Here is an 18,007-nt window from a genome sequence, read left to right on the forward strand (position 1 = left end):
CCAGCCCCTCCCCCGCAAGCGGGGGAGGGGAGAGTAGTTACATTTTTTCTTTCTTTTCTTGTTTCTCAACCCTGCCCGGCTGTTTTGTCACAAACTCTCTGGCAACAGCCGATCCCTGAGTACCGGATAGAACTGGACGAAGGTGCCGTCATATTCCGCATCCTTTTCGTGGCAGCCGACACAGGCATTGCCTTTCGGAATCATGCCGGCGGTGTTATCTCCATTCTGGAACAGGAAGAAAGCGCGCTTGTCGGAGTATTTTTCCCGGTCCAGGACATGGATTTCAAAACTCGCCAGATCCTTTTGCACTACGCCATCCACAGCCGGAGAAGGTTTTTCCTGGGTGTTGAAAAAGGACAGGGACAGCATTGTGCCGTCGGCGTAGTTGCCGTGCTGTTTCAGGTGCCGGTAGGCGCCCGGCTCCATCTGTACGATTTGAATCATTCCCGGGCTGTTCAGGCTGAAAGCGCGGCTTTCATCATCCGGGTAGCCGTGCCCCACGGCGGCGCCGAGAAAGATCCATTGATCGATATTTTCCGGGCGTATCAATTGACCGTCGGCGGTAAATTCGGCCGCTTGGAGCTTCCGGTTTTCCGAGACGGCGGAACCGCTGGCGGAAAATAGCGAGATGGCCATGCAGACGGCGGCCAGGATTTTTCTGTTCCGGTTTCTTTTGAGCATGTTTTCCTGCTTTTACGGGTTGAAATGTTTTTGGTAGTCGCTGGGCAGCACGCCCAGTTGGCGCCGGAAGGCCCGGCGCAGTTGCTCCTGTGAGCGGAATCCACAAAGCCCGGCCACCTTTTCCAGGGGAAGGTATTGTCCGGCCAGCAGCTGCCGGGCCTTTTCCACCCGGGCCCGTTCCACAAACCGGGCCGGCGTGACGCCCATTTCCCGGAGAAACCGCCGGGCGAAATTGCGCGGGCTCATGGCGGCGGCCTGGGACAGCTCCTCCACTGTCAACGGCCTGTGCAGATTGCCGCGAATCCACTCCACCAGGGAGCCGAACTGATCGCTTTTCACCTGGCTCGACAAGTGCGCGCTGTACTGCTTCTGCCCGCCGTCACGTTTCAGGTAGAGCACTAGTCTCCGCGCCACGGCGAGCGCCAACTGCCGCCCCAGGTCCTCCTCCACCAGCGCCAGGGCCAGATCGATGCCCGAGGTGATTCCGGCGGAACTGTAGACGGGACCGTCGCGCACGTAGATGGCATCCGGGTCCACGGCTATGTCGGCGAAGGTCTGCAGCTCCTCCAAATCCAGCCAGTGAGTGGTGGCCCGGCGGCCGTCCAGCAGGCCGGCGCTGGCGAGGATCAGCGCACCGTTGCAGATCGATCCCAGGCGCCGGACCCGCGGTGCCATTTGCCGCAGCCACTGGAGGAGCTCGCCGTTGTCCTGCTGGCGGCGGGTGCTGTCTCCCATGCCGCCGCAGATCAGCAATGTGTCTATGCCCTCCGCTTCCCGGTAGGCTTTATCGGCAGTCAGCGCAATCCCGGAGGACATAGGCACCGGGCCGGCCTCCTCCGCCAACAGCTCTATCCGGTAGGCCGACTCCCGGCGGCGTCCCTCCTCGACCAGTTGCCGGCTGGCCAGGGAGAAGGCCTCCAGCGGGCCGGTGATATCCAGGCACTGGGCGCCGGGATAGACGACCATGGCCACTTTTATCGGCGGGGTTTCCATAGGCATAGGGTTCCACAGAACAATCTGGCAGTAATGACAAATACACAGCAAAAACTGCCATATGCCAAGCCACTTCCATCTGACCGCCGCCGCCCCTTGCAAAGCATTTTGCGGCGACCAACAATTGCGCCCCCGCCGGCGCTGCCGGCAGCAATCCGGAGCCCCGAGCGTGGAACAGCAACTGATCCTGAAATCCGGCGCCGACCGGCGCCTCAAACGCGGCCACCTGTGGATCTACAGCAACGAAGTGGACACCGGCCGCTCTCCCCTGAAAGGCATCGAACCCGGCAGCCAGTGCCAGGTCCTCGATAATCGCGGCAAGGCGCTCGGTACCGCTTTCGTCAATCCCGGCCAGCTGATCTGCGCCCGGCTGGTGTCCCGGGAGGAAGGCTCGCTGGAGGGAGAGCTGCTGCGCCAGCGGCTGCACTCGGCACTCGGGATGCGCCAGCGCTATTTCCCCCACCCCAGCTATCGACTGGTGTACGGGGACTCCGACTGGCTGCCCGGGTTGGTGGTGGACCGCTTCGGCGACTACTTAGTGGTGCAGGTGAGCAACTGGGGCATGGAGCGGCTGCAGGAACAGGTGATCGGGATGCTGATCGAACTGGTTCAGCCGAAGGGTATACTGCTGCGTAACGATCACCAGGGACGCGCCATGGAGGAGATGCCGCTGGTGAATGAAGTGGTCTTCGGCGAAGTTCCGGAAATGGTGCCCTTCGAGGAAAACGGCGTGCCGCTGCTGGCGCCGGTGCACGCGGGCCAGAAGACCGGCTGGTTCTACGACCACCGGGACAACCGTGCGCGGCTGAACCAGTGGGTGAAAGGGAAGAAGGTTTTGGATCTGTTTTCCTATGCCGGTGGCTGGGGGGTGCAGGCGCTGGCCAGCGGCGCCGACAGCGCCACCTGTGTGGACGCGTCGGAACAGGCCCTCGATTGGTGTCGTGCCAACGCCGAGCACAACAAACTGGCGGACCGGCTGCACACCGAGCGCGGCAAGGCGGTGGATGTGTTGAAAGCCATGGTGGCCGGGGGCGAGCAGTTCGATGTAGTGGTGCTGGACCCGCCCGCCTTTATAAAAAGGCGCAAGGATCACAAGGCGGGGCTGGCCGCTTACCGGCATATCAACGAACTGGCGATGCGGCTGCTGGCCGCAGACGGCCTGTTGGTGAGCGCTTCCTGCTCCATGCACTTGGCTGCGGACGAATTGCTGGACTGCGTGCGCGGCGCGGCGCACAAGTTGCGCCGGCCGGCGGCTTTGCTCAGCAGCGGCGGCCAGGGGGCGGACCATCCGGTGCACCCGGCGATTGCGGAGACGCGCTACCTGAAGGCGCACTTTGTGCACCTGGGTTGATAACCTGGACTAATAAATGAAGGAAGACCTGTAGGAGCGGTGGGGCGGCCATCCGCCCATGGCCGCGATCGACGTCACTTCGTGGCATAGACCGATCGCGGCCATGGGCCGCTCCTACAAGGGGAAATAAAAAAGCCGCGGGGTTTGCCCGCGGCTTTTTTTGTTACCGGTAGCCTTCTGGATCAGAAGACGAACTTCGTACCCAGTGTCGCGGTGCGCGGGCGGTTGGCGCGGGCGCCGTCCGGGCCGCGGTTGACGATGGCCTGCTCGTCGAACAGGTTGTCCACCTTCAGGTAAGCGGTCAGGTCCTCGCTGAAATCGTAGTGGGCGGCGGCGTCCAGTACCCACAGGGATTCGGTGTAGGCGAACCGGTCGGTGCCGCCGCGATTGCATTCGTTACTGACGCACATCTCGTCCTGGTAGGCGGCGGTGAGATTGACACGCCAGGCGGCTCCGCTGTCCAGGCCGGCGGAAAGGGCGAAGACGTTTTCCGGCAGGTGAGCCAGGTTGTCGCCAGCCGCTATACCACTCTCTCCGTTGTTGAAGATATAGGTGTCGCTGTCCTTGGTGATTTCCGCATCGGTGTAGGTATAGCTGGCGCGCAATGGTATGGCCCAGCCGTTGGCGAGAACCCAGTGGTTGCCAATCGACGCCTCCAGACCTTTTATCTCTGCCTCGCCGAGCTGGAAGGTGCCGCTCTCTGCGCCGTTGTCGCAACGCACAGCTACCGAGCAATTCTGGATCGCGTTTTCGTAATCGCTGAAGAACGCGATCACTTCGCCGCGCAGGCTGCCGTTGTTGAAACGTGCACCCCATTCGTAGTTGGTGGAGAGTTCCGGTCCCTGCCCATCGTCAGCGCCGGCGCCGGGAGGTGCAAAGCCGCGATGTACGCCGGCCAGCAGGCTCCACTGGTCATTCAGGCCGTACACCAGGCCCAGGCCCGGCAGCCACTCGTCCACTTGATTGGATTTGCTGCTGCCTTTCTCGTTGCGCTCCGGGTCGTTGTAGCGCTGCTGCTCGGTTTCGATGTCTTCGTAGCGCAGGACTGCGGTCAGGGTCAGCTTGTCCGCCAACTGGATTTCATCGTAGGCGAAGAAAGAAGTGGCGCTGGCCTCTTCAACCCGGTTGTTGCTGGAACTCAGCACACCGACGTTCTGAAATACCAATTCACCATTGGTCTGGCGGAAGTTTTCCGTGGGCTGGAAGCGATCCACTTCATCCGAGTGGCGACGCAGGCCGAGGGTCAGGTCGTGATCCAGACCGCCGGTCTGCAGTTGCCAGTTGGCGCTCACTTGCAGGCCGCGGGATTCATATTTGCGGTTGTTGTGCTTGATACCGAACTCGGTATCCAACTCCCCGTCGAGTTGGGCCTGTGCTTCGGCGTCGCCTCCGTTGGCCAGATCGATCAGGCCCCCGAGGCTGGTCTTGAACCAGTCGCGCTTGAACTTGTTGTAGTAGGCCTGGGTGTGCAGGGAGAAGCTGTCGCTCAGGGCGATGCTGTGGTTCAGCTGCACACCGCTGTGGCGGTTTTGCATTTCATCCAGGGCGCTGATGCCGTAGCGACGGTTGGGGTCTTTTTTGAAGTCCGCGTCGGTGAGGCCCAGGTAGCTCATGCCGGACTCTTCCTCTGAGTACTGCACCTTGATATCCAACTGCTGTTGGTAGCTGGCATCCGCCGCGGAGCGCAGCCTGCCCTTGAGCAAATAGTCCTCTTTGGCGATATCGGCGCTGTCGGCGCGGTCGATTTCGCGAAAACCATCGGCGTACTGCCGGTGGGTCTCCAGCAGCCAACCGGTGGTGTCGGTGCTCGCCCCGTAGTAGCTGTGCAGGCGGCTCTCACCGTATTCACCGGCTTCCAGCTGCACCATACCGGCGGCGTCGCCGGGGATCGGTGTGCTCAGCATGTTGACCGCGCCGCCGACGGTAAAGGGACCGTATTGCAATGTGGCCGGGCCCTTGAGCACTTCCACGGTGTTGAGCCGGCCGGCGGTGGGAAAGTAATAGGCGGAGGGGGCTGCGTAGGGAGCCGGAGCGATCAGCACTCCGTCTTCCATCAGTGAGATTTTTCCGGAGCGACCGCTGCCGGAACCGCGAATACCCAGGTTCGGGCGCAGGCCGTAGCCATCTTCCTCCAGCAGGTACAGGCCGGGAACCTCGCGCACCATTCGGTTGATATCCACAAACTCGAAGCGCTCCAGGTCTGCCGCATCGATCAGATGCGCCGAACCCGGGAGGCTGGAGATGGTTTCTGTGTCGCCGATTACCGCGACAGTCTCCAGGTGGGGGTTACGCTCATCAGCCAGGGCCGGAGTTACGACGGCAGCCGCCAGGGCAATCGAGAGGGGCGAGAGGGAAAAACGCTTCATGTGGTCTCCGCAGAGTATCGTTTAGTGTTATCTAATCAATCTTAATAATGAGAATGATTGTATTTTACCATTAAACAATTTTTCTGCATTACGAAACTTTACATTTTTGTGACTTCAACTGGCGCGGACGTCTGCTGCGAGGCAATGCGGATGAGTATCGGGAGGCGATTTTTGTAGGGCCGAAAGGCGCCGTGAATACCTGGAGCGGCCGGACTGGGCAAAGCGTAGCGTGCCCATCAAAGGGGCCGGAAGATGGGCACGTCGCAGTGCTCCGTTGACTCGAGCCATCCATGGTGCCCGCCCGCTTCGCGGCGCCTGCGGCGTCCACATCGGCAATCCTGCCGATTTGTGGCCATTCTGCAGGGAGAAGTGAGCTTACCTTAGCGGTGTATGTAAATGATCACTTACATTCCTGGTCGCCGATGTCGCGGCTTGGAGCGATTGTAGTGTTTGTGGCAGTCTACTCCCCGCACTCCCAAGCTCACGAAGAGAAACCAGGCGCCAGCGGCAGCAGCCGCGAGTCCTCCACTGCAGCGGTCCTGTGTCCCATGCCCGCCAGGTACTCAGGGTCCGATGTGAAGGCAACAAAAACCTGCAGGGATTTTTGCCGCACCAGCATTGCCATATCCCAGCGCTCATCCTGAGGGCCAATAAAGAATTCACCGCCTTCGCCGAGAAACACGAGCTCCCCGCCACTGCGCCGCAGCAGTGGCAGGGTATGATCGATATATTTCTGGTAGGCGAAGCGGCCGGAGATCGGGGTTTTCGGCGCCAGTTGCGGGCAGCCCGAGTAGTCCGCCGTGTCGCGAAAGCGCAACAGGTTAAGCATCACCACCTCCCCGTCCAGTTTTCGGGAAAAGAGTGCCGCCGCCGATTCTGCACTGGGCTCCAGATAGTTTTCTTTCATTTATTCTTCCTCCCCGAGGCGCCCCGCGGCGCGTGTATTTACAAATGCAGCCTGTGCCAACCGGGCACTATGGGCGCGAATATCCTCCGGCCAGGAGGCGATCTCGCGGTGGTAGATGTCCCGCTCTCCGGCGAACAGGGCCCGCGCGGCCTCCTCGAAGTGCGGCAGGTTGCCGGCCATCGCCGACATAAAGTGATAGCAGGATTCCTGGGCACGGCGGGTCCTGTCCTTGTGGCTGTTCTTGAGTCTCGCCTGCTCCACCAGCCTGCGCAGCACCACCGATGCACCGCCGGGCTGGCTGGCGAGCCATTCCCAGTGGCGCGGCAGCAATGTGACTTCGCGGGCCACCACCCCGAGTTTGGGGCGGCCGCGTTTGCGGCGCGGCGTTTGGCCATCCCCGAGCCCTTCCGGTTTCGGCGGTTTCAGGCGCCGCAGAACCTCTTCCCTGCTGCCGCGGAAGTCCACTTCGATAATCCTGCTGTCGGTGTTGTCGAAGATCAGTACGTCGGACAGCTGTTCCCCCGCCACCGAGTCCACAACTTCGGCGGCTACTGCAGTCAGCCCGCCGGAGGCTATGCGGCGCTCCTCCAGAAAGGCTGTGACGTCTGTTTCTATTGTTTCGTTCATAGAGCTGGCTCCTGGCTCAGTTTTGCTGCAGGTATTTATACCCGGGTGAAATTTATTAATCAATATTACCCGGGTATAAATGTGCGGTTAGTCGTCTGCACCGACACAGGTTAGGATTCGAAGTAAGTAGTTACTATCGGTGGATAGCCATGATTCGAGCGGTTTGTGGCGACGATTGGGACCTATTGGAGCAACTGTGGCTGAAGGTGGTATGCGATGCGCATCCTTCGGTGCCCCGCAGTTACTGGGAAGGCCAGCTGGACTACTTCCGGCGGTCCTGCCTGCGTGGAGAAACGGCCTGGGTCTACCAGGACGACGAATCCCGGGAGCTAGCCGGGCTCGTCGCTCTGGACGGGGACGACCAACTGACGACACTGTTCGTTGCCCCCTGGGCGCGGGACAGGGGAGCCGGCAGCGCGCTGATGGCCCGGGCCAAGCGAGGGCGCTCCCTGCTGCGGGTGTTGGTGCTGGAGGAAAACCTGCTGGCGCGCTACTTCTGCCAGAAACACCACTTTGTGGAGGTGGACCGGGAAGCCTGCGGGGAGACGGGGCAGAACCGGCTGTTGATGGAGTTCCGCTGTGAATAGAATTCCGCGGTTTTTATATAACCAAAACTTTAGTGATCACTCTTTTTTATTGTTTCTAAATGGACTTGGCGGCAAGTAGTATGCAGCTTCAAATTCCACAATCGAAGCTTGAGCCAGATGGGACTTAACGCCAGCAGCAGTGCCGCCCTCGCCCAGCCGGGGCCCACCTTTCACCACGGAGCCGACCTGGATGCCCTCAACCGGCGCTTCCGGGACGCCAGGCCCAGTGAGATTATGCAGTTCACCGTCGAGCACGCGGAGAACCCGGTGGTGTTCACCAATTTCCGCCCGCTGGCGGTGGCCTTCCTTCACCTGGTAACCCGGGCGAAACCCGATATCCCGGTGATCTGGGTGGACCACGGTTACAACACCCCGGAAACCTATCGTCATATTGAGCGCGTGGTAAAGGACCTCGGCCTTAACCTGTTCCCCTACTCCCCCAAGATGTCCGCGGCCCACTACAACGCGGTGTACGGCGGCATTCCGGCGCTGGATACGCCGGAGCACGATTTCTTCTCGCGCACCGTGAAGCTCGAACCCTTCAACCGCGCCATGGAAGAGCTGAAGCCGGATGTGTGGCTGAACGGTATTCGCCACGATCAGAACGCTCACCGCAAGAACCTGGATATCTTCACCACCGGCAGCCACGGCACCATCCGCGTCGCCCCCATGTTCCACCTCAAGGAACTGGATGTGGAGGAGTATGTGTACGAGAACGACCTGCCGGACAACGATGTCTACTTCGATCCGACTAAAGGCGAAGAGCATCGGGAGTGCGGGTTGCTGTTGGAAAAGTAGCTCTCCTGACCCTGTAGTTAAAAAAACGGCCGCTTCGAGCGGCCGTTTTTGTTTAAGAAGCCTGTTTGGACTCTTGCACGGAACTCTCCAGGGGCGGGTGGGGGCCGCACTGAGACCGAATCTTTGAAGACTCTAAGGCGTCGGGCGGGCCTGCGGCCCGCTTGCGGAGCTGGAGCTCCGCGTTCCCGGGGAAAGGCACGTACAGTCCCGAGTCCCGAGTCCCGAGTCCCGAGCAATCTACACGTCGAGGTTTTCCACCGCCAGGGCATTGCTCTCGATAAAGTCCCGGCGCGGCTCCACCTGGTCCCCCATCAGGGTGGTGAAGATCTGGTCCGCGGCGATTGCGTCCTCCACCGTCACCTGCAACATGCGGCGACTCTCCGGGTTCATGGTGGTTTCCCACAGCTGGTCCGGGTTCATTTCCCCCAGGCCTTTGTAGCGCTGGACGCCATAGCCGCGACGGCTCTCGTTCATCAGCCAGTCCAGGGCCTCGGGGAAGCTGCTCACCGGCTGCTTTTTTTCTCCGCGCTGAATATAGGCACCCTCTTCCAACAGGTCCTGCAGTTTCTCTCCCAGAGCACAGATGGCGCGGTACTCGGCGGATTCGAAGAATTCGTGACTGACCGGGTAATCGCTGCCGACGCCGTGGGCGACGATATGGATATGGGGCAGGTACAGGCCCCTCTCGCTATTCTGACGCACGCTGACCTGGTGGCGACGCCCGCCGCCATTGCCCTCTTCCTCCAGCTTTTCCTGCAGCGCCCCACACCAGCCCTGCATTTTTTCTTCGGACTGCAGGTCTTCCGGCCGGATACTGGGCAGGTAGATCATGCTGCGCAGTACTTCTTCCGGATAGACCCGCGACAGCCTGTCGATAGTGGCGAGTACCGCGCGGTACTCACCCACCAGGTTTTCCAGGGATTCACCGGCGAGTGCCGGGGCATCCGGATTGACGAACAGGCTGGCGCCATCGAGGGCGGCATTGGTGAGGAACTGGGTCAGCGCCGCCTCGTCTTTCAGGTATTGCTCCTGCTTGCCTTTGCTCACCTTGTACAGGGGCGGCTGGGCGATGTAGATATGGCCGCGTTCGATCAGCTCCGGCATCTGGCGGAAGAAGAAGGTCAGCAGCAGGGTGCGGATGTGGGCGCCATCCACATCGGCGTCGGTCATGATAATGATGTAGTGGTAGCGCAACTTGTCCGGATCGAACTCACTTTTGCCGATACCGCAGCCCAGGGCGGTGATCAGGGTACCCACCTCGGCGCTGGACAGCATCTTGTCGAAGCGCGCCTTCTCCACATTGAGAATCTTGCCCTTCAGCGGCAGTATCGCCTGGGTGCGGCGGTCGCGCCCCTGCTTGGCGGAGCCGCCGGCGGAGTCACCCTCCACCAGGTAGAGTTCTGACAGCGCCGGGTCCTTCTGCTGGCAGTCCGCCAGCTTGCCGGGCAGGCCGGCGATATCCAGGGCGCCCTTGCGCCGGGTCATCTCCCGCGCCTTGCGCGCCGCCTCCCGGGCGCGGGCGGCGTCGATCATCTTGCCCACCACCGACTTGGCCTCCTGGGGGTTCTCCAATAGGTAATCGTTGAAGTGAACCCCCATCTCCTGTTCCACTGCCGACTTCACTTCGGAGGAAACCAGCTTGTCCTTGGTCTGGGAGGAGAACTTCGGGTCCGGCACCTTCACGGAAATGATCGCAGTGAGTCCCTCGCGGGCGTCATCACCGGTGGTGCTGACCTTTTCCTTTTTGCCCAGCCCCTCCCTCTCGATGTAGTTGTTGAGGCCCCGGGTCAGGGCGCCGCGGAAGCCCGCGAGGTGGGTACCGCCGTCCCGCTGGGGGATATTGTTGGTATAGCAGTAGATGTTTTCCTGGAAGCTGTCGTTCCACTGCAGGGCCACCTCCACCGCAATACCGTCTTCCCGCTGGCTCTGGAAGTGCAGCACCTTATTGATCGGAGTCTTGTTCTGGTTCAGGAATTCCACAAAGGCCCTGAGGCCGCCTTCGTATTCGTAGATCTCTTCCTTACCGGAGCGCTCGTCTTTCAGCACGATGCGCACACCGGAGTTGAGGAAGGACAGCTCCCGCAGGCGCTTGGCCAACTGGTCGAAATGGAATTCGATATTGGTAAAGGTGTCCGACGAGGGTTTGAAGTGCACCTTGGTACCGGTGTTGTCCGATTCGCCCACCACGGACAGCGGTGATTCCGGCACACCGTGGTGATAGACCTGTTCGTAAATCTTGCCCCCGCGGCGGATCGTCATCTTCAGCTCTTCCGAGAGGGCGTTGACCACGGAGACCCCCACACCGTGCAGCCCGCCGGACACCTTGTAGGTGTTGTCGTCGAACTTACCGCCCGCGTGGAGCACCGTCATAATCACTTCCGCGGCGGAGACCCCCTCCTCTTCGTGAATCTCCGTAGGGATCCCCCGGCCGTTGTCGGAGACGCTGACGGATTCATCCGGGTGAATGATTACGCGAATTTCGTCGCAGTGTCCCGCCAGAGCCTCGTCTATGGAGTTATCCACCACCTCGAACACCATATGGTGTAGGCCGGTGCCGTCATCGGTATCGCCGATGTACATGCCCGGGCGCTTGCGCACCGCATCCAGGCCCTTTAGAACCTTGATACTGCTGGAGTCATAGCTTTGCTGCTCTGACATTTACTCGCTCCATTCAACTTTGCTTGCCGGCGGGTGTTGCCTGGCACTTATTCGACCATGTTCCACGTGGAACACTGTCGGGCTATTCCAGGGGAAATCCAACTGCAGCCAGGGACGGCTGGTGGCTTCCCATTCGATTCCGGTTACCAGTACCTGACTGGCGCAGCGGCTGATCCAGTAGACAAAACGCTGCTGATTCTCCTCATCCAGCTCCGATGGCAGGTCGTCCACCAGAAAAACAGGCTTTTCCCGCCTTTGCTGTACCAACTCAGCCATTGCGGTGCGCAGTGCGCAGACCAGCATCTTTTGCTGGCCCCGGGACAGGATGTTATGTGCGGCCTCACCATCGACGGCGAACCGCAGGTCAGCCCGGTGGGGCCCTATACGGGTGTACCCCTGAACGAGATCCCCCTCCCGGGATTCCGCCAGAGCTTCCAACAGTGACGACTCCCTGCGCCAGCCGCGGCGGTAGGACATCTCAACCCCAGCTAAGGGAGACTCTGGGAGTTCACCGATCAACACACCCAAATGAGAGCGCAGCTCCTCGAACGCCTCTGCGCGCCATTGATCCACACAGCTGCCGCTTTGCGCCATGTGCCGCTCCCAGACCGACAGCTGATCGGTTGCAATTTTACCACGACGCAACAGCGCATTTCGTTGGCGCAGTGCAGTTTGGTAACTTTTCCACTCCCGGGCGTAGCGATGTTCCACGTGGAACACCGTCCAATCCAGCAACCGACGGCGTACACCGGGGCCTCCATCCAGGACAGAGAAGCTGTCGCTGTTGATAACCTGCAATGGCAGACAGCTCGCCAGTTGGGAGCTGGACTCAGCCGGGGCCTGATTGACCCTGATACGTCCGGTCCCATCCCGTCTCCGCTCCACCCCAAGGCTGAACCCGTTATCCAACTGGCCGAAGACAATGAGCTCCGCCTGTCCACGCTGGATCACCGACTGGTGCTGACGGGAGCGAAAGGAGCGGCCGCTAGCCAGCATATGCACCGCTTCCAGCAAAGAGGTCTTGCCGCTGCCGTTGGCACCGTAAAAAAGATTGGCGCCGATACCGAGGGACAGGTCAGCACTGTCGATATTGCGAAAGTGGGACAGTTGCAGGCGGGTCAGCGGCACGACAACCGCCCAGAAAAAACACCCCGTAGAAAGGGGGAGGTGGGGAGTAAATGCCAAAACACCGCCATATCGCGGGATACAGCGGCTTGCTCAGGGTAATTTGCCAAGTCTTCTACAACTACTCAGAGCCGCATGGGCATAATCACATAGACCGCATCGCCCTCTTCCGGCTGTTGCAGCAGCGCACTGCTGTTGGCATCCGCCAGGCCGATGCGAATCTGTTCGCTGTGGATGGCGCCGGTTACGTCCAGCAGGTAGCCGACATTGAAACCGATCTCCAGCGGCTCACCCACATAGTCCACCACCAGTTGCTCTTCCGCTTCCTCCTGCTCCGGGTTATTGGCCACTATCTGCAGCAACCCCTCGGAAATCTGCAGGCGCACGCCCCGATACTTCTCGTTGGAGAGAATCGCCGCGCGGGAGAAGGCCTGGCGCAGCGCCTGACGGTCAGCGTAGATTTCGTTGCCGGCAGCACGCGGCAGCACGCGCTCGTAGTCCGGGAATTTGCCGTCCACCAGCTTGGAGGTAAAGGTAAAGGGACCGCTGATCACGCGGATATGGTTGTTGCCCAGCACCACTTCGGCGCTGGTATCGGTATCCTCCAGCAGCCGCCCCAGCTCCAGCACCCCTTTGCGCGGTACTATCGCCTGGATCGGTGACTCCACATTCAACCCCGGGGCGTCCCGGTCGCACAGCGCCAGGCGGTGGCCGTCGGTAGCCACCGCGCGCAACTGCTGGGGACGACACTCCAGCAGCAGGCCGTTCAGGTAATAGCGCACATCCTGCTGGGCCATGGCGAAGCCGGTGGCCTCGATCAGACGGCGAATCTCCCGCTGGGAGATGGAGAAACGGGTCTGCGTGCTGGTTTCCTCCTGGTTCGGGAAATCCGCCGCCGGCAGGGTGGACAGTTGAAACCGGCTGCGGCCACTGCGCAAAACCAGCCGTTCGCCGTCGCGCTCGAACTTGAGTTCGGCGCCGTCCGGCAGGGAGCGGCAGATATCCAGCAACTTGCGCGCGGGAACCGTCACCTCCCCTTCCATTTCCACCCCGTCCACCGGCAGGCGTCCGACGATTTCCACTTCAAGGTCGGTACCGGTGAGGGACAACTCCTGCCCCTGCAGCTGCATCAGCACATTGGCGAGTACCGGCAGTGTCTGGCGCTTCTCCACCACGCCCGCTACCAGTTGCAGCGGTTTCAGCAGGCCGTCCCGGCTCACAGTAAATTTCATGGATAGTTCCGCCTTGTCTTGTCGATTATTCGGTTTAAGTGGTCAGGGAGCGGGTCAGCAGCTTCACATCCTCGCGGATATCTCCGTCCGACTCCTGTAACTCGCGAATCTTGCGGCAGGCGTGCAGCACCGTGGTGTGGTCGCGCCCACCGAAGGCATCGCCGATCTCCGGCAAACTGTGATTGGTGAGTTCCTTGGCCAGGGACATGGCCACCTGCCGCGGGCGCGCCACCGAACGGCTGCGCCGTTTGGAGAGCAGATCCGCCACCTTGATCTTGTAGTACTCCGCCACCACCCGCTGGATATTGTCCACGCTCACCAGGCGATCCTGCAGCGCCAGCAGGTCCTTGAGTGCCTCCCGCACCAGGATATCGTCGATGGCGCGGCCGGTGAACTGGGAGTTGGCAATCACCCGGCGCAACGCCCCTTCCAGCTCGCGCACATTGGAGCGAATGCGCTGGGCGATAAAGAAAGCGGAGTCGTGGGGAAGGTTTGCCCCAACCTGCTCCGCCTTCTTCATTAATATGGCCACCCGCGTCTCCAGTTCCGGAGGCTCCACCGCCACCGTGAGCCCCCAGCCGAACCGGGACTTGAGGCGCTCCTCCAAGCCATTGATCTCCTTGGGATAGCGGTCACAAGTGAGGATGATCTGCTGGCCGCCCTCCAGCAGGGCATTAAAGGTATGGAAAAACTCCTCCTGGGAGCGCTCCTTGCCGGCGAAGAACTGGATATCGTCGATCAGCAGCGCATCCACCGAACGGTAGTAGCGCTTGAAATCGCTGATCGCGTTCAGCTGCAGCGCTTTGACCATATCCGCGACAAAGCGCTCCGAGTGCAGGTATACCACCTTGGCGTTGGGATTGCGGCCCAGCAGCGCATTGCCCACCGCGTGCATCAGGTGGGTCTTGCCCAGCCCCACACCACCGTAGATAAACAGCGGGTTATAGGCACCGCCGGGATTGTCGGCAATCTGTTGCGCCGCCGCCAGCCCGAGTTGGTTCGATTTGCCCTCCACAAAGGAAGTGAAGGTGAAGTTGCGGTTGAGGGAATTGCCGTGCTTGATGGCACCCTCCACTTCCACCTTGCGGGCGGGCTCCGCGGTCCGCTGGACGGGGGCGGCGCGCAGGTCGGTCAGGGCCAGTTCGCCACTGCTGACCTGGTCGGCGGTGGCCTCTTCCGCCGCAATCTGGTTGGCCCGGGACACCGGGGACTGTTGGCCGTCTGACGGATAGGCTCTCTCAATCCGCTGCGAGTTCTCCAACGCCGCCCGGCTTCGCTGGAAGCGCGCCGGGCGCCGCTCGGTGATATCCAGCACCACCTGAAGCGGCTGGCCGCCGGCAAACTGCTCCACCAGTTCGCGAATCCGCTTGAGAAACTTGTCGCCCACCCAGTCCAGTACAAAGCGGTTGGGAGCCAGAAGGCGCAACTCACCGGCACCGGTGGCGGGACTCACCCTCAGCGGCCTGATCCAGGTATTGAACTGCTGCGCCGGCAGCTCATCCTGCAAACAGGTGGCACACTGCTTCCACACGGATTCGGACAAGAAACCCCCCAGACCCCAAGAGCACTGTATATATAGAAGAAAAGAGATAACGGCAAAACCGGCGGGAACCACCGTGCGACGCCGTGAATAAGAATGGGGCGAGTATACCGTTAGCCCGCCGGGTTATCCACAAGACAAAGCGCAAACCGGCAAAATAATCACGCTAAAAGTCCCCAACAATCAAGCACTTGCACAGTTTTTAAACAGGGAGACCGAAACCATCGACGAAACTTATCCACAGCAATCTGTGAATAACTTGGTATCAATCGGTGGGTATGACGGGATACTGCCGCCACCTCAACCACTTGCGCGGAAGACAGACAAGCCTCCCCCGGAAGCCGGTACAAGACAGGTGGTTTTCGTCGGGCAGCGCGTTGATTTCACGGGTCCCTTTCTATACAATCCGCCGCCTTCGCAGCGCATTGCTCTCCTTTCGGGGCCCGCCGCGACCGCATCCCCCAGTTAAAAGAGTCTCAGGTAGCAAGACAATGAAACGCACTTTTCAACCCAGCAATCTGAAGCGCAAACGCAACCACGGCTTTCGCGCCCGTATGGCAACCAAAAACGGCCGCAAGATTCTGGCCCGTCGTCGCGCCAAAGGCCGCAAAGTTCTGTCCGCATAAGTCCTGTCCCTCCCGGGGCAGTTCCCCTATGCAACAGACGCGCGGCGACTTCGGATTTGCCAAGCCGCTGCGCCTGCTCGACGCGGCACAGTATCGCGCCGTCTTCAGCGACACCCGGGTGCGCGCCGCACACCCAAAGCTGTTGATCCTCGCCCGCCCCAACGACCTCGGCCACCCGCGCCTGGGTCTGGTCATCGCCAAAAAACACGTCCGCAACGCCAGCGACCGCAACCGCATCAAACGTATCGTCCGCGAGACCTTCCGCCTGCGCCAGCACCAGCTGCCGCCGCTGGATACCGTGGTGCTCGCCCGTACCGGTGCCGGCGAACTGGACCGGGCGGAACTGGCCGCACTGCTCGACAAACTGTGGCGCAAGCTGGCCCAGAGGGCCCAGCAGCCACAGGGCGGCAACGGAAAGGGTGGCGGAAAGAGTGAGGGAAAGGACAGCGGAAGGAGAAAAGCGTGAACTGGCTTGCTATCCGGCTGATTCACGCCTATCGCTACCTCGCCAGCCCTTGGGTCGGCAACCAGTGCCGCTTTTACCCGAGCTGCTCGCATTATGCGGAAGAGGCATTAAAAACCCACGGATTCCTAAAGGGGGGTTATTTAAGCGTGCGGCGCCTTATAAAATGCCACCCCTGGCATCCCGGCGGCATGGACCCGGTTCCCCCCGCTCCACACACCACAGATTACTAGGCACTCGAGATGGATTGGCAACGCTACACACTGCTGGGCAGTATCGCCGCAGTTGTACTGGCACTGATATTCCAGTGGAACGAATTCAAAGAGCAGCGCGCACCGGCGGTGGACCGGGAGACTGTCGTGCGCAACGACACCCAGGTGCCGCCAAAGCAGTCACCCGACAGCAGCACCAGCGACGTGCCGCAACTGCAGCAAGACGGCGAGACCGCCCCGGCGGCGACCGGAGAGCGCCAGCTGATCCAGGTGGAGACCGACGTGTTCAGCCTGCTGATCGACCCCCGCGGCGGAGATATCGTCAAGGTGGCGCTGCGCAAGTTCTACGAGGAGCTGAACACCCCGGACCGCCCGTTTATCCTGCTCAACCAGACCCGCGACCACACCTATATAGCCCAGAGCGGACTGATCGGCAAAAACGGCACCGACAGCGCCGCCGGACGCCCTCTGTTCAGCAGTCCGGAAACCGATTACGCCCTGCGCGAGGGCGAGGACACCCTGGACGTGGACCTGACCCTGCAGCAGAACGGCGCCCGGATCACCAAGCGCTTCCGCTTCACCCGCGGCGACTACCTGGTTGAGGTTTCCTACCTGGTGGACAACGCCGGCTCCCAGCCCTGGGCCGCGGCCATGTTCGGGCAGATCAAGCGGGACAGCGCCGAACCGCCGGTGGACGTGGGCATCGGCATGGCCCCCTTCCTTGGCGCCGCCCTGCACACCAGGGAGGAGAACTACCAGAAAGAGGATTTCGAGGATATCGCCGAGAAGCCCATCCGCGAGACCATCGAGGGCGGCTGGGTGGCCATGGTCCAGCACTACTTTATCAGCGCCTGGGTTCCCCCCCAGGACGAAACCAATACCTTCGAGCTTCGCGAACTGCCCGGCGGCCTCTTCCGCATGGGCTTTACCTCGCCGCAGGTGCAGATTCCCGCTGGCGAACAGGGCGAACTCAGCGCCTCCTTCTACGCCGGCCCCAAGGATGTTTTCCGTCTGGAGGAGATCTCCCCCTACCTGGACCTCACCGTGGACTACGGCTGGCTCTGGTGGCTGGCCAAGCCCATGTTCCGGGTGCTCGACTTTATCCACGAGCATATCGTCGCCAACTGGGGCTGGTCGATCATCCTGCTCACGGTGTTTATCAAGGCACTGCTCTACCCGCTGTCCGCCGCCGGCCTGAAATCCATGGCGCGCATGCGCAAGTTCGCCCCGCAGATGAAGAAGCTGCAGGAGCAGTACAAGGACAACCGGCAGAAGCTGGCGGAGGAGACTATGAAGCTCTATCGCCGGGAGAAGATCAATCCCATGGGTGGCTGCCTGCCTATCCTGCTGCAGATGCCGGTGTTTATCGGCCTCTACTGGATGCTGATGGAAACCGTGGAGCTCCGCCACGCCCCCTGGATACTGTGGATCCACGACCTCTCGGTCAAGGACCCCTACTTTATCCTGCCGGTGATCATGGGCGCCACCATGTGGTTTATGCAGAAGCTGAACCCCCAGCCCACAGATCCCACCCAGGCGAGAATCATGCAGCTGATGCCGATAATGATGACCCTCTTCTTCCTGTGGTTCCCCGCAGGGCTGGTGCTCTACTGGATCGCCAATAACCTGATCTCCATCGCCCAGACCTGGTATATCAACAAGAAAGTCGAGGCGGCTGGTAACGCTTGACCACCATCGACCAATGTAATAAATGAAGTTTCGGAGTTCGAGGCGTCTGTCGATGGCAAAAGCCGAGGCGAGGTGCGCCTTTCTGGGACTGTCTGCGAGAGGGACCTCGCGGACAAGCCTACAGGGATGTATTTACGGCGTGTCCCAGAAAG

Annotated in this window: 16 protein-coding genes; 7 read left to right on the forward strand and 9 right to left on the reverse strand. The window is 61.0% G+C overall.

Annotation, left to right across the window (positions count from 1 at the left end; genetic code table 11):
* Nucleotides 1-87 precede the first annotated feature (87 nt).
* Nucleotides 88-681: a cytochrome P460 family protein gene (locus ACRC0P_RS09590; protein ID WP_438630267.1), complete on the reverse strand. Its 594-nt coding sequence runs from the start codon at nucleotides 679-681 to the stop codon at nucleotides 88-90.
* A 12-nt stretch (nucleotides 682-693) separates the two neighbouring features.
* On the reverse strand, nucleotides 694-1,680 hold the full coding sequence (locus ACRC0P_RS09595) for a GlxA family transcriptional regulator (protein WP_438630269.1): 987 nt from the start codon (nucleotides 1,678-1,680) through the stop codon (nucleotides 694-696).
* A gap of 163 nt (nucleotides 1,681-1,843) precedes the next feature.
* On the opposite strand from ACRC0P_RS09595, the gene ACRC0P_RS09600 reads away from it, so the two are divergent.
* Nucleotides 1,844-3,025 carry a class I SAM-dependent rRNA methyltransferase gene (locus tag ACRC0P_RS09600; RefSeq protein WP_438630271.1) on the forward strand — a complete coding sequence of 394 codons (1,182 nt, stop codon included), beginning with the start codon at nucleotides 1,844-1,846 and terminating at the stop codon, nucleotides 3,023-3,025.
* 182 nt (nucleotides 3,026-3,207) lie between these two features.
* Here ACRC0P_RS09600 and ACRC0P_RS09605 read toward each other — a convergent pair whose 3' ends face one another.
* From ACRC0P_RS09605 to ACRC0P_RS09615, 3 genes are all read right to left on the reverse strand, one after another.
* Nucleotides 3,208-5,391: a TonB-dependent receptor family protein gene (locus tag ACRC0P_RS09605; RefSeq protein WP_438630273.1), complete on the reverse strand. Its 2,184-nt coding sequence runs from the start codon at nucleotides 5,389-5,391 to the stop codon at nucleotides 3,208-3,210.
* 481 nt (nucleotides 5,392-5,872) lie between these two features.
* Entirely contained in the window at nucleotides 5,873-6,298 is a 426-nt protein-coding gene (locus ACRC0P_RS09610; protein WP_438630275.1) for a DUF1330 domain-containing protein, read from the reverse strand.
* Entirely contained in the window at nucleotides 6,299-6,925 is a 627-nt protein-coding gene (locus ACRC0P_RS09615) for a DUF2239 family protein (RefSeq protein WP_438630277.1), read from the reverse strand.
* Nucleotides 6,926-7,074: 149 nt separating this feature from the next.
* On the opposite strand from ACRC0P_RS09615, the gene ACRC0P_RS09620 reads away from it, so the two are divergent.
* Nucleotides 7,075-7,512: a GNAT family N-acetyltransferase gene (locus ACRC0P_RS09620; protein ID WP_438630279.1), complete on the forward strand. Its 438-nt coding sequence runs from the start codon at nucleotides 7,075-7,077 to the stop codon at nucleotides 7,510-7,512.
* A gap of 117 nt (nucleotides 7,513-7,629) precedes the next feature.
* Nucleotides 7,630-8,310, forward strand: a complete 681-nt coding sequence (locus tag ACRC0P_RS09625) for a phosphoadenosine phosphosulfate reductase domain-containing protein (protein WP_438630281.1) — start codon at nucleotides 7,630-7,632, stop codon at nucleotides 8,308-8,310.
* Between the two features lie 237 nt (nucleotides 8,311-8,547).
* Here the strand turns inward: ACRC0P_RS09625 and gyrB are convergent, their stop codons facing one another.
* The 4 genes from gyrB to dnaA all read right to left on the reverse strand — a co-directional run bounded on the left by gyrB (nucleotide 8,548) and on the right by dnaA (nucleotide 14,868).
* Nucleotides 8,548-10,968: a DNA topoisomerase (ATP-hydrolyzing) subunit B gene (gene gyrB / locus ACRC0P_RS09630; RefSeq protein WP_438630283.1), complete on the reverse strand. Its 2,421-nt coding sequence runs from the start codon at nucleotides 10,966-10,968 to the stop codon at nucleotides 8,548-8,550.
* The gene (gene recF, locus ACRC0P_RS09635) at nucleotides 10,969-12,096 is read right to left on the reverse strand and encodes a DNA replication/repair protein RecF (RefSeq protein WP_438630285.1); all 1,128 of its coding nucleotides are present in this window, start codon (nucleotides 12,094-12,096) and stop codon (nucleotides 10,969-10,971) included.
* A 122-nt stretch (nucleotides 12,097-12,218) separates the two neighbouring features.
* Nucleotides 12,219-13,325 carry a DNA polymerase III subunit beta gene (dnaN, locus tag ACRC0P_RS09640; protein ID WP_438630287.1) on the reverse strand — a complete coding sequence of 369 codons (1,107 nt, stop codon included), beginning with the start codon at nucleotides 13,323-13,325 and terminating at the stop codon, nucleotides 12,219-12,221.
* Nucleotides 13,326-13,359: 34 nt separating this feature from the next.
* Nucleotides 13,360-14,868, reverse strand: a complete 1,509-nt coding sequence (gene dnaA / locus ACRC0P_RS09645; protein WP_438630289.1) for a chromosomal replication initiator protein DnaA — start codon at nucleotides 14,866-14,868, stop codon at nucleotides 13,360-13,362.
* Between the two features lie 488 nt (nucleotides 14,869-15,356).
* Here dnaA and rpmH point away from each other — a divergent pair, with 488 nt between their 5' ends.
* From rpmH to yidC, 4 genes are read left to right on the forward strand one after another with little or no spacing between them, the layout of a single operon-like run.
* The gene (gene rpmH / locus ACRC0P_RS09650) at nucleotides 15,357-15,491 is read left to right on the forward strand and encodes a 50S ribosomal protein L34 (RefSeq protein ID WP_067084833.1); all 135 of its coding nucleotides are present in this window, start codon (nucleotides 15,357-15,359) and stop codon (nucleotides 15,489-15,491) included.
* Between the two features lie 28 nt (nucleotides 15,492-15,519).
* Nucleotides 15,520-15,957 (forward strand): ribonuclease P protein component, encoded by a 438-nt coding sequence (gene rnpA, locus ACRC0P_RS09655; RefSeq protein WP_438630292.1) that lies wholly within the window; start codon nucleotides 15,520-15,522, stop codon nucleotides 15,955-15,957.
* Nucleotides 15,954-16,187: a membrane protein insertion efficiency factor YidD gene (gene yidD, locus ACRC0P_RS09660; protein ID WP_438630294.1), complete on the forward strand. Its 234-nt coding sequence runs from the start codon at nucleotides 15,954-15,956 to the stop codon at nucleotides 16,185-16,187. The genes rnpA and yidD overlap by 4 nt, the downstream gene beginning before the upstream one ends.
* Nucleotides 16,188-16,196: 9 nt before the next feature.
* Nucleotides 16,197-17,855 (forward strand): membrane protein insertase YidC, encoded by a 1,659-nt coding sequence (yidC, locus tag ACRC0P_RS09665; protein WP_438630296.1) that lies wholly within the window; start codon nucleotides 16,197-16,199, stop codon nucleotides 17,853-17,855.
* Nucleotides 17,856-18,007: the final 152 nt, after the last annotated feature.

Origin of the sequence: Microbulbifer sp., from assembly GCF_051659245.1 — a bacterium.
In the GTDB taxonomy this organism is placed as follows: Bacteria; Pseudomonadota; Gammaproteobacteria; order Pseudomonadales; family Cellvibrionaceae; genus Microbulbifer.